This is a genomic window from Pontiella agarivorans (genome assembly GCF_034531395.1).
GTDB classification, from domain to species: Bacteria; Verrucomicrobiota; Kiritimatiellia; order Kiritimatiellales; family Pontiellaceae; genus Pontiella; species Pontiella agarivorans.
In genome coordinates, this window is record NZ_JARVCO010000012.1 from 312,889 (window position 1) to 326,852 (window position 13,964).

Below are 13,964 nucleotides of genomic sequence, written 5' to 3' on the forward strand. Positions count from 1 at the left end.
ATCACAACATGGTTGCCAGTGCTGTTTCGAGCGCTAAAGCATCTATATTTATATTGGCCCACACATGGTGAGCATCGAGCTGTTTACGCACGACACGGGTTCCGCCTTTGCCAACGAGTGCGGTATGGCGCAGGCCGCGAACAGCGGCGAGCTGTTTGAAGCAGGGATTAAGGTAATAGGGCGAGAACATTTCGATGACCTGGGTTCCTGCTGAGCAGAAGGCCAGATTAGTGAGTTCCGCACCATGAGGAGCAATGATTACGCTCGCCGAAGCAAACGTTTCCATTTGTTGTTTTACCGTCATTCGGCCGGGTTCAATGGTTTCGAACGCATATTTCTGCAAAACGGGAGGTAACACCTCTTCGTTGAGGATTCGGCGCCGACGGGCTCCGGCGCGGGAGATGTATAGCCGGCGTCCTTTGCTGTGCGGTGGTATAAAGTTGCGTAGAAAATCGAGCCCGGCGGGGGTGGGGAGGCTGGGCAGTCCGGCGAAAGATGGGACGATGAGTTCGTCGGCCTCTATATGGCGGTTCGGTGCGGCGGCGATAATCTTATTTTCGGAAATGCCGAGCATGCTGATCCATTCTTGATGAAATCGACTGGAGCAGTCGATGTAGTAGGCATCGATTTCATCGTCCATGTCATTGAGCAGATTCAGGCGTGGCAGGGAGGCCAGCGTCCAGTGAAAATAGTTATCGCTTCCAGGAGAGGTAATGACGGCAAGCCGGCCGTTAAAGCGTTCCGGTGCGGGAACACGGCGTTCATAGATGAGATGGTGGTATTTCTGTTTGCGATGAAAATCGGTGGTGCTTTCTGAAAGGATTTTGTTTTTGGGGGTCACGACGGTGCCGTCGCCCAGTACGTGTCCGTTATGCAACCGGAAAATAAACGATTCCGGATAGGTGGCAGGCGTGTGTGTTTCGAGTATGCGGGAGGCTTCTGCCGGAATGACTACTGAAGTATTTTCAATGGGTATGGGAGAGGAATCGGTGCATTTTTTATAGGAACCGTCGTTCCCGGAGTCATGTACTCCAATGAGTGCAACGGGAGCCGGATACGAGTAGCGCAAAGCATTTCGGGCCGCCTGGAGGCGCATGCGGGCTTCGGATAAGGTACGGAAAAGACACGAGCCCGTTTTGTATTTTTCCAGATAGCTCATACGCGATATGCGTCCTCTTCGAGATGACCTAAAATCGGAGCGAGCGTTTGCTCTGCGCATTTCTGATAATTGCAGGTCTGTTTGCTGAAGGCCAGTGCGTTGAGGCCGAATTGCCGTCGTTTTTCGGCTGATCCCGCCAGAGCAATGAGTTTGCTGCGGAATGCTTCCGGCTCCGATCCGCTGAAGAGATAGCCGTTCGTCCGGTCATCGATAAATTCGGCGATCCCCTTTAAGTTGACGGCGAGAATGGGTTTTCCGCAGGCCATTTCATGGTTGAGGGTGTCGGTCATATGGAAATGGTCGGTTTCCTGGCCGATGCGCATGACGAGACCGATGTCGGATGAGGCAAGGGCGTTATTGAGGTCGGCCTCGGCGGGCAGCCAGCCGGTCATTATGATGCGGTCTTCAATTCCGAGCTTGGCGGCGAGCTTTTTCAGTCGGCTGTATTCGGGGCCGTTGCCGATGAGGAGAAATTTAAGATGGGGGAGTTCGTTTTTCACTTCGGCAATACGTTCAAAAATCCAGTCGTTTCCTTTGTTGGGATGGAGGATGCCATGGTGACTCAGCACCAGGTCCTGATCCGAGAGCCCCAGTTGCTTTCGGGTTTGCCGTCGCACTTTTTCGTCGACCGGGTGAAATTTGGAGTGATCGCACGGATTGGGCACAACGTGAATGTTTTCAGAGGGCAGGCCGCGCTCAATCAGAAACTGCTTTGCATATTCAACATGAGTATAGACGACTGGAATTTTTTTCCAGTTTTTGCAATCGAACTTTTCGACCAGGTCGCGGAAGCAATTGAGCCAGGGATGTTGTTCGGCATAAATGCGAACAAAGAAGTCCATGACCATGATGCCGATGTCTGAGCCATAGAACCGTTGCAGAATTCCGGCACCGAGCGGGAGTGTTTCCTCCCAGTAGATAAAGTCGATACCCAGTTTTCTGCACTTTTTACCAATCGCAGGAAGAGCGAGATAGAATTTGAGTGTTCTGCTCCATTTATGGTCCGGATTTGCCCGGTCAAATGTCCAGGGCAGCAGGTGCAGGTTCAGTCGGGAACGAAGAGCATCATTTGCGGGTTCGGTGGTTTCGGGGCCGAAGAAATAAACTTCCGTTTCCGGCAGGAGCTGTTCCACCATGGCCGGAACGGCATGGCCGCCGCAACAGATCCATCCCTCAAGTCCGTAACGGTGGATAAAGGCTATTTTCTTTTTAGCGGTCATGCTGCAGGGATGGCCATTCGGTGTTGGGGGTTCATGTTGAATTGCTCCTGCATAAATGCATTTAGAATGATGCTGATGCCGCTTTCCTGTTCCGGCGGAATCGGTTTTTCCGCAACATCGGGTGAGTCGGTTCGCTGTAGGTTTCGTAAAGTTCTCAGTATTTCCGGCGGGCTTTCAAGGGTTGGAAGTTTCCGGTCTTTGGAACAGCTGCTGCAGACGGTGCCGCCCTGAGAGGCACAGAAGTTCAGGGATTGCGTCGAAGAACAGAAAATGCAGCTTCCGAGATTCGGGGCATGGCCGTGGGCATCGCAGAACTGCAGCTCTGTCCAGGGGATGAACTGCGGCCGGTCGCCGAAGTTTTCCGCCAGGTCGAGCAGTTCTTCGAACAGCGCAAACAGTTCGGGGTGGGGGGCGTTCTCCGGCGAGGTCCGGTTAAACAAGGCGGCCAGATAGGAGGCTGCCTGCATGGCGCGCCAGTTGGTCCGGAACGAGCTGCGCCGCTCCAGCAGGGCACATTCTTTGGCGGTGTACAGGGTGCTGCTGGATTTGGCGAAGTAGAGCAGTTCCGAAGTGCTGAACAGTTCATATTCGCCGATGAACCGGCTCTGTGCGCGCAGAGCTCCTTTGAGAAGAGTGGATATTTTTCCGTGATGACGGGTCATCCAGTGGACAATGTGTGATGTACTGGAATAGGGATAAATCGCAAGCGGAATAGCTGTGGCCCGAATAATCATGGTGATCTGTCAGCTCCTTAGACTGATCATCAGAAAGGTCACCCCGTAATAGATCAGCAAAGCGAGAATATCGTTGGAAGAGGTTACAAAAGGGCCGGATGCAACAGCCGGATCAATTCTCATCCGGTTCAGAATAACCGGGACCACTGCGCCGAAAACCGCAGCAAAGGCCATGGCGGAGAAAAGAGCGCTGCCCACGGTAAGCGCAAGATAGGGCGGTCCGAAGGCGGTCTCTTCCCGGCCGATGACGAATAAGGCGTAGAGTCCGAATACAATACCGCAGATGGCCCCCATAATGGCTCCGGCGGTAATTTCGTGGAGCAGAATTTTCGGGATGTTTTTGGTGTGGGCGGTGCCCAGCGCGATACCGCGGATCACCAGGGTGGATGACTGGATGCCCGTGTTACCGCCCATGGCCAGGATCACAGGAACAAAAGCTCCGAGGATGATGGCGTGGGAAAAGGAAAGATAGGCATGGTAACTGTTGAGCAGGAGTACACTGAAAAACCCGGTTGTCAGGGTGATCAGCAACCAGGGCAGACGACTTTTTGAGGCATGTAGAGCTGAGGTATATTCCAGCTCAGATTCGCTGGAACCAGCCAGTTTGAAGATATCTTCCGAGGCTTCATCTTCCATGACGTCCATAATATCATCCATGGTGATCCGGCCGACGAGTTTGTGCTGCCAGTCCAGTACCGGAAGGGCGCTGAGGTCGTATTTTGAAGCCAGTCGTGCAACCTCCTCCTGGTCGGCGTCGGTATGAACGGAAATGGTTTCGGATTCTGCCAGATCCGCGAGCGTCTGGTTGCGGTTTCCATGTTTCAGCAGTTCCCAAAGTTGAATCCAGCCGGTCAGCCGGCCCTTGGAATCTACGACGTAGGCATAATAAACCGGTTCATCAAGATCCAGAGAGCCGATGAAATCGGTGGCTTCTGCAGCGGTCATATCAGCCTGCACCGCCACAAAGTCGGGGGTCATAATCCCCCCGGCGGTTTCCTCATCGTATTGAAGCAGTTCGCGAACTTCGTCCGACTCTTCCTCTTCCATGAGTCCGAGAATATCTTCGCGCTGCTCATCTTCGAGTTCGCCCAGCACATCGGCGGCGTCGTCCGGAGCCATCTCTTCGACGATGTCCGAAATCTCTTCATCAGTCAGCTCGTCAAGAATATCGGCCTCGACTTTGTCATCGAGTTCGGCCAGCACATCCGGCTTAATCTCGTCGCCGAGCATTTCGAAGAGTTGTTTGTATGAACTGGCCGGCGCGTGGTTGATGATTTCGGCGATGTCGGCGGGATGCAGTTCTTCGAAAAACTTCGGAATCTGTTCCCAAAGTTCCCCTTTAATGCAGAAATTGATCCGTTCTTTGATCCGATTGACGTCCGACATGTTTTAACTCATTTAAAGCTGCGGCAAACCATACGGATTTGAGGGAGGTGAGTCTACGCTTTTAATAGTCTGGATAGCTGGCGGGATAGTTGCCGCCAGCCTGCCTGCGCCAATGTTTATACGACCACAGCCAGAATTGCGGATATTTATGAATCTGTGCGGAAATCCGGTCTTCAATTTTCTGCGTCAGCTGCTGCACGATGCCGTCCATATCCGCTTCTTTTTGAAAGGCAGGCGGTTTCAGCGAATCGGTGATTTCTATGCGGTAACCGCCTGTAGAATCGGGAATGCTGAAACCGAAATAAACCGGCGTTCCCGTGCGATAAGCCAAAGCTGCCGGAGCGGCGGAAACAGACATTGGAAGCCCCAGAAAATCGACGGTAATGCCACCGTTTTCCGGGGCGGTATGCTGATCGAGTACAAAAGCGGTTTTCCCTTTTTTCCGCAGTCTGGAAATCAGCGTTTTCAGTGCCCCTTTCTGAGGAATAATAGTCTGCCCTGTTTTTTCCCGCAGTTCAATCAGGACGCGGTCCACGGTTCTGTTTTTCACGGTTGCCGCAATGCTCGCCAGATCCGCTCCACGCAGGGCGGTAGCCTGCCCGAGAATCTCCCAGCTGCCCATATGCGCCGTAATGCAGATTACCGCCCCGTCTTCAAAAAAACGTTCTACGAGCGGTGACGGATCAAACGTTACGAAATCAGCAATTCGCTTCGCCGGATTTTTTGAGAACCAGAATACATCAAACATGGTTTGTGTGAAGGTGGCCAGCGAAGTGGCAAGAATCGCCTTTTTCTCAGCCGTGCTTTTGGAATCGCCGAAAACCGCATCCAGATTTTTAAGCCCCACCTCCCGTTCCCGGATCGGCAGCCGCAACGCGACCCATCCGGCAAAACGGGCCAGCCCGATCACCATCCTCCGCGGCAGCAGGGGAATCGTCCATTTCAGAAAGACATATCCCGCCGCCTCAAACGGACGGCGTACTGCGCGTCGGATTTTCCGAATGATTCTTTTAATTTTTCTCTTCAGGGTCGGCATAGTGAGATCCAAAAATGAGCGGAAACTTTATCGACAACCCTCAGACATACCAATATTTTTCGACACATTGCTGTAACCCCGAAACAGGAGTGAAGAATGAAGCGTTTTATATTGTTGTTGGCCGTGGCCGGACTGATGTCCGGCTGCCGAACCGCCCGTATCGATCCCGTTGCTGAAACGGATGAATCCGTCGGAAAAGCTGTTGTTGCGGAACCTGTAACGCCGACTGAAAACGTGGAAGCGACTCCCGCTTCGGCCGCTGTTGACGAACCCAAGCCAGAAGAAAGGAATACTGTTATGATTTTAATGAAAACGTCGAAGGGGGATATCCACCTCGAACTCGATGCCGAAAAAGCCCCGAAAACGGTCGCTAACTTTTTGGCTTATGCAAAATCCGGCCACTACAACGGCACCATCTTTCACCGCGTAATGGACGGTTTCATGATTCAGGGCGGTGGTTTTGATGAAAACATGAATCAGAAAGACGCTCCGAATACCGTTGAGAATGAAGCGAAAAACGGACTTAAAAACGATGCCGGAACCATTGCCATGGCCCGTACGCCTGATCCGCACAGCGCCAGTGCCCAGTTTTTCATCAATGTAAACGATAATGCATTTCTCAACTATCCCGGGCAGGACGGCTGGGGCTACTGCGTCTTCGGAAAAGTGGTTGAAGGCATGGACGTCGTGAACGAAATTAAAGGCGTGAAAACCGGTAACGCCGGTCCTCACCAGAATGTGCCGGTTGAGCCCGTATTCATCAACGAAGTCACCGTGATCGACTGAAAATAGTTCCAAACATTGGAAAACCAAGGCGTGACAGCACCGGCTGTTGCGCCTTATTTTTTTCCAATGATTGGAAACAAAACCATCGAACGAATCCAGGCCAGCGGTTTCCGCTCGGTCTGGGCGGTTACCGGCGGGGGCATTGCCGCCGTGCACGCCATGCTGGTCCATCCCGGTGCCTCGCGTTTTGTGCTCGATGTGCGCATTCCCTACAGCGCCGAAGCTCTCGAAAAATTTCTCGGGGATAAGCCGGTCTCCGCCTGTTCTGAAGCCGCCGCGCGGCTGATGGCCGCAAAAGCGCTGGAATCGGGAACGCTGGGCGTTGCCTGCACGGCCGCACTTCAAACCAATCGCGCGCGCAAAGGGGCTGACCGCGCTTATATCTGTATCCAGTCTTTGGAAAAGACCGTTTGCAAACGGATTGATCTGGAGCCGGGTACGCGTGCCGAACAGGATACGACGCTCAGCGAAATACTCCTTACGCTGCTCGCCGATTTTGTAGGGGAACACGATGAACGATAAACTGCAGCAGCTGCTCGACGGCGGAATTGACCATGTGCTGATGGGCTGTGAAAAACTGCCTGCAAATCCGCTGTTTTATCCCGGTTCCTTCAATCCGCTGCATCCGGGACATCGGGGCTTGCTGAAAACCGCCGAAAACCTAAGCGGACGGAACGGCGTGCTGGAACTTTCTGTAAAAAATGTGGATAAGCCTGCGCTGGAACGCGAAGAAATTCATCGACGGCTTTCCGGAATTGATCTGCCGGTGGTGTTGACCCGTTCACCCACATTTATTGAAAAAGCCGAACTTTTTCCCGGTGCCTGGTTTGTTTTGGGCTATGACACCGCGATTCGCCTCATCGACCCGAAATATCATCCCGACGTCCCGGCGATGCTGCAAAAGTTCCAAACTCTGGAAACGAAGTTTATTGTGGGCGGCCGCCTTCACCGCGGACGGTTCCAGACATTGGAAAATGTCGTCATTCCTGAAGAATTCAAGGCGCTGTTTATTCCAGTTCCGGAAGACCTGTTCCGGGCGGATATCAGCTCAACGGCGCTGCGAAACCAATAAAAAAGGCGCCCGCTCGGACGCCTTTTCTTTTTCATGTGTTCATGAATCAGAGCGCTGCCAGAGCGGCATCTTTCACCAGATCACCCAGTTCAGTGGTGGAGGCCAGGGTGTTGCCCTCTTTCCACAGGTCGCCGGAGCGGTAGCCGTCGGCCAGAACTTTATCAACACCGGCGCGGATCGCGTTGGCTGCGTCGCTTTCGTTCAGAGTGTCGAGCATCATTGCGGCCGATAAAATCATGGCAAACGGATTGGCTTTGCCCTGTCCGGCAATGTCCGGCGCTGAGCCGTGTACCGGTTCGAAGATGCCGACCGGACCACCGACGGAGGCGGATGGCAGCAGTCCGAGTGAACCGCCGAGTGTGGCCGAAGCGTCGGAAAGAATATCACCGAAAATATTTCCGGTCAGGATCACGTCAAATTGACGGGGATTCACAACCATCTGCATTGCGGCATTATCGATGTAAAGATGATCCAGCTCCACGTCGGAATATTCCGCGGCATGGAGTTCAATCACGGTGTCGCGCCAGAGACGGGAAACGTCGAGTACGTTGGCTTTATCGACGCTGGTCACTTTGTTGCGGCGTTTTCGGGCCCATTCAAATGCCACGCGGGCAACCCGTTTAATTTCGGCAACGGAGTAGACCATGGTGTTCCATGATTTTTTTTCATCGCCTTCTCCTTCGGTACCGCGAGGCTCGCCGAAGTAGATGCCGCCGGTCAGTTCACGAACGGTGAAGAGATCCAGACCGGCTACGGTTTCCGGACGCAGCGGGGAATTTTCCGCCAGTGATTCGGGAACCGTGACCGGGCGCAGGTTGGCGAATGCACCGAGTTCTTTGCGGATTTTGAGCAGACCGCTTTCCGGACGCATGGCCCCGGTGAGTTCGTCCCATTTCGGGCCGCCTACCGCACCGAGCAGGACGGCGTCGGATTTTTTACAGGTTTCGACTACGGAATCAGGCATCGGGTCGCTGTGCGCATCGATGGCTGCCCCGCCGGCATTCTGTTCGGTGTAATTCAGGCTGAAACCGGCTTTTTCCGATACGGCGTCGAGTACTTTGACGGATTCCGCGATCACTTCAGGGCCGATGCCGTCGCCCGGAAGCAGGGTAATATTGTATGATCTGGACATGATTCTTCCTCTTGGAGCCTGTCCGCTCCGGTTATTAGTTAATGGTTATCTGGAAAACGGATAACCTTAACGATTAACACATAACTGCCGCAGGGAAATCCGTAGATGCGCCTGCGGCTGTTTAAAAAATAAGCGCGGAATTATACGTGGACCTGCAAATAGTGCAAACCCGTATTATCCGGCGCTTTTCTGGATTCTGGAAGGATGATCAGCGCCCTCGACTGCTTCCGCGCCCACGGCCACCCGGCATATTTAGTGTGGTGGCTTCATAGATCTCACCAATATACAGAGCAAAAGCTTCGGCGTCCTCGCCTTCGTAGCCCAAATCTGCGCCCAGTTGTTTGAGCATGACTTCCCGTTCGGTTTCAAGCAGAGGACGCGTATCGCGGGCCACTTCCATCATTTCACGCATGGTTTCGCGGTCCGGTGCGGCTTCAGGATCCTGAAACAGTTCCGTCATTTCCCAGATTTGTGCCATTTGGGCAATGAGCTGTTCATGGTTTGCGAGCTCCTCCTCTGTCATGGATGAGGTATTGATATCCATAAATGTCGCGGTGCGTTCCGCTAGATTGTAGCGCATCTGGCTGGAGCGTTCTTCCCGTCGCTTGATCATTTCGGCATAACCTTGCGGATCCTCCTCTTTCATTTGCGCCATACGCTCTTCAAAGGATTGCCGATTGTTGCGGTCCCGCTGTTCCGGGCGGTTGGTATTCGACTGAAAAGCCTGCAGTAACGCTTCCTTTTCGGCCAGTTGAGACTTCAGTGCCGTGATGTCATTGGTGTCGCCGTTGTGGGTCAGATAGATGATTTCCGGTTCTTTGGAAACGTCGGGCAGCGTCGCTTCCATTTGGGCAATCTGTGTTTTAAGTTTAAAATTCTCTGCTTTGACCGCTTTATGCTTCGCCGCCAGAGTCATGGCCGCTCCGATGCTGATCAGGGCCGCAAAAGACGCGATTCCAATCAGGATATAGGGTGTGTTGCTTTTCATAAAATCGCTCCGGGAACAGCATAACATACGTTTTTATTTTTGCTGAATTTGTCTTCGGAAAAATGCCGGAAGCAGGATTTTTCTACAAGTTGTTGGGTATGAAAAAATCACACATTGCAATGTATGATATTTATTATGAATAAATATTATTGAGTGAATTGGTATTTCATACATTGCAATGTATGAAATTTGTGGTTTTTAAATTAAAGGATCGGGTTTCGGCTTATTGAAAAATATCAGGTTTCAGGCGTTGGTGATCGTCGAATGCCGCGGGCAGGCTGAGCAGGATGTTGATGAGGGCGGCGATGACCATGGCGGTGAAGATGCAGAGCATGATGCCGATCTGGTATTTTATGGCGGGCATCGGCAGTGCGCCGCCGAGGATCTGGCCGGTCATCATGCCGGGCAGGGAGACGATGCCCATGGTGGCCATGGTGGAAATTGATGGGTTGACGGTGGCTTTCAGTGATGTGCGCAGGTAGGGGCGGATGGCTTCGTGAAGGGAGGCACCGAGCATGAGGTAGGTCATGAATTCCTGTTCATTTGCTCGGATGCCGCTGAAGAAGCGTTCGAGACTCATGACATTGCTGCGCTGGCAGTTGCCCAGAATCATTCCAATGATTGGAACCATATAGCGTGCGTCGTAGAAGGGTTCCGGGCGAATGGCGACCAGAATGAACCATGCACTGACGATGAAGGTGCTGACTGCAATCCCGGTCAAGGTGCGCCAGAAAAAAATCTTTCGTTTAAGCCCTGATTTTCCGAGTACGCTTAGGTTTGCGGCAACCATCATGATCAGTACCCAGATGAGATTCATAATCCCGTTGTTCAGCTGGAAAATATATTTGAGATAGATGCCGACGAGCAGAAGCTGAACCGCCATTCGAATGGCGGAAATGACGGTTTCACGGACCAGGCCGAGATGCAGCCAGATGAAGATGCCGATCGGGATGAGCAGCAGCGCAAACATCGAAAGTGTGGAAAGTATATCCATTTCGACGATCATACTTCGGCCTCCTGCAGTTTGCTGTTGATGATGTCGATGATGCGGGTGCTGGCCTTGATCCAGTCGGGATCGTGGGAAACGGACAGGACGGTGAATTCGCTGTGGAGAAGCTGCGTTATCACGGCTTGTTTACTCTCAGGATCAAGGGCGGAGGTGATTTCATCGGCAATGAAAAGGGTTTTATTCAGCAGCAGGGCGCGAGCAATGACGATGCGCTGTTTTTCACCACCGGATATACGCTTGGCTTCGTTCTGCAGAATCCCGGGTTTGAGATGCAGTTTTTCCAGGGTTTGGAAAATTGTTTGATCGTCCGGTTGTTTTCCGCGGTGGGCTTTGTAGGTGAACGGCAGGAGCAGTGCCTCGCGGACGGTTTCTGCACCGAGGATCGGTTCCTGGCCGATGAATGCAATGCGGCGGCGAATTTCCGCGATGCTTTCTGCGGTCAGTGCGATGCCGCCGACTGAAATTTTTCCAAGGATTGGACGTGCGCCCGCTACGGCTTTCAGCAGTGAACTTTTGCCGCTTCCGGATGGTCCCCGTATGACAACCTTATCGCCGGGTGCGATCCGCAGCCCGGTTTCTTTCAGCAGGGTCTGTCCGGGAACATTCAGGGTTATATTTTCAAAATGAATCATAGTCCAACCGCGATAATGACAGGCAGGGTGATGGCGGAGAGCAGCGTGCTCAACGCGATAATACGGGCGGCGAGGGTGGAGTCGGATCCCATTACATCAGCCATGACATAGGACATGCCGGCGGTGGGGCAGCCGAGAAAGAAAATGGCGATCATTTTTTCAGTGACCGATAAATCAAAAAATCCAGCCAGCAGGAATCCGATGGCGGGGGTGACGGCCACTTTGATGAGCGAGGCGATCAGGGAGGGCGAGGCGGCTCCTTTAAGTTTTTCGACGGCCAGGCTTGCGCCAATGCTCATCAGAATCATGGGCAGTGCAGCGCGCCCCAGGGCTTCGAGGGAACGGTTTAGAAAAAGGGGGAGTTCCAGTTTCAGCAGGTTGAGCGCAATGCCGGTGACGCAGGACATAATCAGCGGATTTTTTACCATCTGCAGAAAGAAGGTGGAAATGGAATCTCCAGTGCTGTGTTTGTCTTTTCCATAGTGCAGCAGAACGGTTACGGCAAGAATGTTGAATATGACAACGACGGGGGCCAGTACAACGGTGGCGAGCTGTTCCGCGGAGGCATCGATGCTGCCCAGGGAATAGACAATGACGGGCAGGCCGACAAATGCTCCGTTGCCGCGAAACGATCCCTGAATAAAGGCTCCGGTTTTCGGTGCAGGAAGTTTTAAGACTTTGGCGACGCCCCACGCAAAGGCCAGACTGAGCACGGTTCCGAGGGAAAAGATTCCCAGAATCCGTGAAATGGTCGGGAAGTTAAGATCTGCCCGGCTGATACTGCTGATCAGCAGTGACGGCAGGGCAAACCAGAAGACAAAACGGCTGAGGCTCTTGAAAAACACCTCAGGCATAAAACCGGTTTTCTGAAGTGTTTTGCCGAGCAGGATCAGCAGAAAAATCGGGGCGATGCTGTTGAGAATAAACATGCGCCAAAGGTAGAGATTGCCGATGTGTGTGACAAGTGACGATTCAGGTGCGGTGCTTTTTTTGCACAACGCACCTCAGTCATTTCAGCTTAATTTTTCAGCGGGGTTGCCCAGACGTTTCGGTATATGACCGGGGTGCCGTGAGACTGGAAAAAAATCGGGCCTTCGGCAAGCTGCGGCCGTTTTGCGCCGAGGCCGGTTCCGGTTTCGAGCTCTACGTCATCGTGAATCAGTACGCCGTTGTGCCGGACTGTGATGCGGGCGTTTTCAACCTTTTCGCCGTCTTTCAGAACCGGTGCGGTAAAGTCGATGTCGTAGGTCTGCCAGCGCAGCGGCGGGTAGCACATCGTTACATCGGGGAGTTTCTTTTTATATAGACTTCCGCACCACTGATAATTTTTGGAATTAATGGTATTGGCATTGTTTTCGGGATGCTCAAAGTCGAGGCCGAATGAATCCATTACCTGCAGTTCGTAGTTGTTGAAGATGTAGATACCGCTGTTGCAGCGGTCCTGGCTTGAGAGGTTGCGGTCCGGTTTGAACGGAAGCATGAATTCCAGATGCATCGAGAACGAGCCGATGTTTTTCCGGGTTTTTCCGCCGGCCATCAGAAATCCGTTTTTCACATTGGTGAAATCTTCGGGAAATTTCAGAATGGCATGGTCGGGCTGGGGTTTTCCAAGGGTTGGAGAGACGCGTTCCACCTTCTGGAAATTCTGTACGGCGGTTTTCAGTTCGTCCGGGGTTTTCAGGGCGGAGACGATGGCGGACTGATTCCAGCCCATGCCGGGGAGTCCGCCGGCATATTGTGCAACGAGGAATTTGCCGCCGGGCAGTTTGTTGGCTTGAAGTGCAATTTTCCCATCGTTGGAAATATATTCTCCAACCATTGAAAAATCGGGATGAGCCTTTTCGGCCTCGGTCACAGAGGAGTAGGAGGGGACCGGCGCGGGTTTGGCGCAGGTGCCGATGGCCAGGGCTACGGCAGGAAGAATCAGCAGTTTTTTCATTAGAGTTCTTTCACTTTAAGGTTGCGCCACAGAATGGTTCCCTGATGTCCGGCATGGACCTGCAGACCGAAAAATCCCTGCATATATTCAGTGGTTTTCCAGTGTGCGGCCGGAACGCCGTTGAGCCAGGTTTTGATGGTATCGCCTTCGGCTTTGACGGTTAGACGGTTCCAGTCATCTTTTTTAAGCTGTTTACGCACTTCGCTGTGGGCTTCGAGCCAGAGCGGATATTCCCATCCGCCGTAGCCCTGTCCGTAGATTCCGCCGGACCAGCCGCGGAGGCTGCCGGTATTCGGTTTGAAACCTTCCATTTCAGCCTGCGGACCTTTGATGTTTTCGAAGCCCTGTTTTCCGCCGGGGGCTGCAATGGCGCGCAGCATGACGCCGGAGTTGCCGTCGACCAGCCACTTCATTTCGCAGGTGAAAATAAAATCTTTGAAATCCGATTTATCGGTGCAGAGGTAGGTGCTGGGGGAACCTTTGACACAGGATCCTTTGATGGCTCCGTCGACGACTTCAAAAGTTGATTTTCCACCGCGGGGGGTCCATCCGGTGAGGTCTTTCCCATTGAAAAGCGGAGTGAAGCCGCAGCAGAGGTCAGGCTCTTTGTCCGTATTGATCAGCATCTCCTCCGGGGTCGGAATGGTTTTCTGCTTTTCATATTTTTTAATGTATTTCCGCTGACTTTCAGAAATCGTGTTGGCCTGTACTGCAGGAACCAGCACCGTTGCGCACAAGGCGAAAAATAACAGCTTTTTCATGGTATAAATCTCCGTTTCCGTGGCGTTTATTCATTAAACAGTTCATGCACCCAACGCTCACCATACCGTGTAACTGGACAGCGCGGGGAATATTTGTAATTAAAAGTTAC

General features: G+C 52.8%; 15 protein-coding genes. 3 read left to right on the forward strand and 12 right to left on the reverse strand.

Going from position 1 to position 13,964, the window contains the following annotated elements; genetic code table 11:
- Window position 1: 1 nt before the first annotated feature.
- The 5 genes from P9H32_RS14395 to P9H32_RS14415 all read right to left on the reverse strand — a co-directional run bounded on the left by P9H32_RS14395 (window position 2) and on the right by P9H32_RS14415 (window position 5,535).
- On the reverse strand, window positions 2–1,159 hold the full coding sequence (locus P9H32_RS14395) for a glycosyltransferase family 61 protein (protein ID WP_322609608.1): 1,158 nt from the start codon (window positions 1,157–1,159) through the stop codon (window positions 2–4).
- Window positions 1,156–2,379, reverse strand: coding sequence for a glycosyltransferase family 4 protein (locus P9H32_RS14400; protein WP_322609609.1), 1,224 nt, complete (start codon window positions 2,377–2,379; stop codon window positions 1,156–1,158). The genes P9H32_RS14395 and P9H32_RS14400 overlap by 4 nt, the downstream gene beginning before the upstream one ends.
- The gene (gene recO, locus P9H32_RS14405; RefSeq protein ID WP_322609610.1) at window positions 2,376–3,113 is read right to left on the reverse strand and encodes a DNA repair protein RecO; all 738 of its coding nucleotides are present in this window, start codon (window positions 3,111–3,113) and stop codon (window positions 2,376–2,378) included. The genes P9H32_RS14400 and recO overlap by 4 nt, the downstream gene beginning before the upstream one ends.
- A gap of 9 nt (window positions 3,114–3,122) precedes the next feature.
- A complete protein-coding gene (mgtE, locus tag P9H32_RS14410; RefSeq protein ID WP_322609611.1) occupies window positions 3,123–4,499 on the reverse strand; it encodes a magnesium transporter in 1,377 nt (458 codons plus the stop codon).
- A 61-nt stretch (window positions 4,500–4,560) separates the two neighbouring features.
- Entirely contained in the window at window positions 4,561–5,535 is a 975-nt protein-coding gene (locus P9H32_RS14415) for a lysophospholipid acyltransferase family protein (protein ID WP_322609612.1), read from the reverse strand.
- Between the two features lie 297 nt (window positions 5,536–5,832).
- On the opposite strand from P9H32_RS14415, the gene P9H32_RS14420 reads away from it, so the two are divergent.
- From P9H32_RS14420 to P9H32_RS14430, 3 genes are read left to right on the forward strand one after another with little or no spacing between them, the layout of a single operon-like run.
- Window positions 5,833–6,321, forward strand: coding sequence for a peptidylprolyl isomerase (locus tag P9H32_RS14420; protein ID WP_348534502.1), 489 nt, complete (start codon window positions 5,833–5,835; stop codon window positions 6,319–6,321).
- A gap of 30 nt (window positions 6,322–6,351) precedes the next feature.
- Window positions 6,352–6,843, forward strand: a complete 492-nt coding sequence (locus tag P9H32_RS14425) for a CinA family protein (protein WP_322609614.1) — start codon at window positions 6,352–6,354, stop codon at window positions 6,841–6,843.
- Window positions 6,833–7,393: a nucleotidyl transferase family protein gene (locus tag P9H32_RS14430; protein ID WP_322609615.1), complete on the forward strand. Its 561-nt coding sequence runs from the start codon at window positions 6,833–6,835 to the stop codon at window positions 7,391–7,393. The genes P9H32_RS14425 and P9H32_RS14430 overlap by 11 nt, the downstream gene beginning before the upstream one ends.
- A 46-nt stretch (window positions 7,394–7,439) precedes the next feature.
- Here P9H32_RS14430 and leuB read toward each other — a convergent pair whose 3' ends face one another.
- From leuB to P9H32_RS14465, 7 genes are all read right to left on the reverse strand, one after another.
- The gene (gene leuB, locus P9H32_RS14435) at window positions 7,440–8,525 is read right to left on the reverse strand and encodes a 3-isopropylmalate dehydrogenase (RefSeq protein WP_322609616.1); all 1,086 of its coding nucleotides are present in this window, start codon (window positions 8,523–8,525) and stop codon (window positions 7,440–7,442) included.
- 208 nt (window positions 8,526–8,733) lie between these two features.
- Window positions 8,734–9,513 carry a hypothetical protein gene (locus P9H32_RS14440; protein WP_322609617.1) on the reverse strand — a complete coding sequence of 260 codons (780 nt, stop codon included), beginning with the start codon at window positions 9,511–9,513 and terminating at the stop codon, window positions 8,734–8,736.
- A 223-nt stretch (window positions 9,514–9,736) separates the two neighbouring features.
- Window positions 9,737–10,519, reverse strand: a complete 783-nt coding sequence (locus tag P9H32_RS14445) for an ABC transporter permease (RefSeq protein ID WP_322609618.1) — start codon at window positions 10,517–10,519, stop codon at window positions 9,737–9,739.
- On the reverse strand, window positions 10,516–11,154 hold the full coding sequence (locus P9H32_RS14450; RefSeq protein WP_322609619.1) for an ABC transporter ATP-binding protein: 639 nt from the start codon (window positions 11,152–11,154) through the stop codon (window positions 10,516–10,518). The genes P9H32_RS14445 and P9H32_RS14450 overlap by 4 nt, the downstream gene beginning before the upstream one ends.
- Window positions 11,151–12,152: an AEC family transporter gene (locus tag P9H32_RS14455; protein WP_322609620.1), complete on the reverse strand. Its 1,002-nt coding sequence runs from the start codon at window positions 12,150–12,152 to the stop codon at window positions 11,151–11,153. The genes P9H32_RS14450 and P9H32_RS14455 overlap by 4 nt, the downstream gene beginning before the upstream one ends.
- A 20-nt stretch (window positions 12,153–12,172) precedes the next feature.
- The gene (locus P9H32_RS14460) at window positions 12,173–13,093 is read right to left on the reverse strand and encodes a 3-keto-disaccharide hydrolase (RefSeq protein WP_322609621.1); all 921 of its coding nucleotides are present in this window, start codon (window positions 13,091–13,093) and stop codon (window positions 12,173–12,175) included.
- Entirely contained in the window at window positions 13,093–13,854 is a 762-nt protein-coding gene (locus tag P9H32_RS14465; RefSeq protein WP_322609622.1) for a 3-keto-disaccharide hydrolase, read from the reverse strand. Before P9H32_RS14465 ends, P9H32_RS14460 begins: the two co-directional genes overlap by 1 nt.
- Between the last annotated feature and the right edge of the window lie 110 nt (window positions 13,855–13,964).

What these genes read in the sequence shown, in the direction of transcription:
- P9H32_RS14395 (WP_322609608.1), bottom strand. Translation starts at nt 1,159, where the DNA reads ATGAGCTATCTGGAAAAATACAAAACGGGCTCGTGTCTTTTCCGTACC.
- P9H32_RS14400 (WP_322609609.1), bottom strand. Translation starts at nt 2,379, where the DNA reads ATGACCGCTAAAAAGAAAATAGCCTTTATCCACCGTTACGGACTTGAG.
- recO (WP_322609610.1), bottom strand. Translation starts at nt 3,113, where the DNA reads ATGATTATTCGGGCCACAGCTATTCCGCTTGCGATTTATCCCTATTCC.
- mgtE (WP_322609611.1), bottom strand. Translation starts at nt 4,499, where the DNA reads ATGTCGGACGTCAATCGGATCAAAGAACGGATCAATTTCTGCATTAAA.
- P9H32_RS14415 (WP_322609612.1), bottom strand. Translation starts at nt 5,535, where the DNA reads ATGCCGACCCTGAAGAGAAAAATTAAAAGAATCATTCGGAAAATCCGA.
- P9H32_RS14420 (WP_348534502.1), top strand. Translation starts at nt 5,833, where the DNA reads ATGATTTTAATGAAAACGTCGAAGGGGGATATCCACCTCGAACTCGAT.
- P9H32_RS14430 (WP_322609615.1), top strand. Translation starts at nt 6,833, where the DNA reads ATGAACGATAAACTGCAGCAGCTGCTCGACGGCGGAATTGACCATGTG.
- leuB (WP_322609616.1), bottom strand. Translation starts at nt 8,525, where the DNA reads ATGTCCAGATCATACAATATTACCCTGCTTCCGGGCGACGGCATCGGC.
- P9H32_RS14440 (WP_322609617.1), bottom strand. Translation starts at nt 9,513, where the DNA reads ATGAAAAGCAACACACCCTATATCCTGATTGGAATCGCGTCTTTTGCG.
- P9H32_RS14445 (WP_322609618.1), bottom strand. Translation starts at nt 10,519, where the DNA reads ATGATCGTCGAAATGGATATACTTTCCACACTTTCGATGTTTGCGCTG.
- P9H32_RS14450 (WP_322609619.1), bottom strand. Translation starts at nt 11,154, where the DNA reads ATGATTCATTTTGAAAATATAACCCTGAATGTTCCCGGACAGACCCTG.
- P9H32_RS14460 (WP_322609621.1), bottom strand. Translation starts at nt 13,093, where the DNA reads ATGAAAAAACTGCTGATTCTTCCTGCCGTAGCCCTGGCCATCGGCACC.
- P9H32_RS14465 (WP_322609622.1), bottom strand. Translation starts at nt 13,854, where the DNA reads ATGAAAAAGCTGTTATTTTTCGCCTTGTGCGCAACGGTGCTGGTTCCT.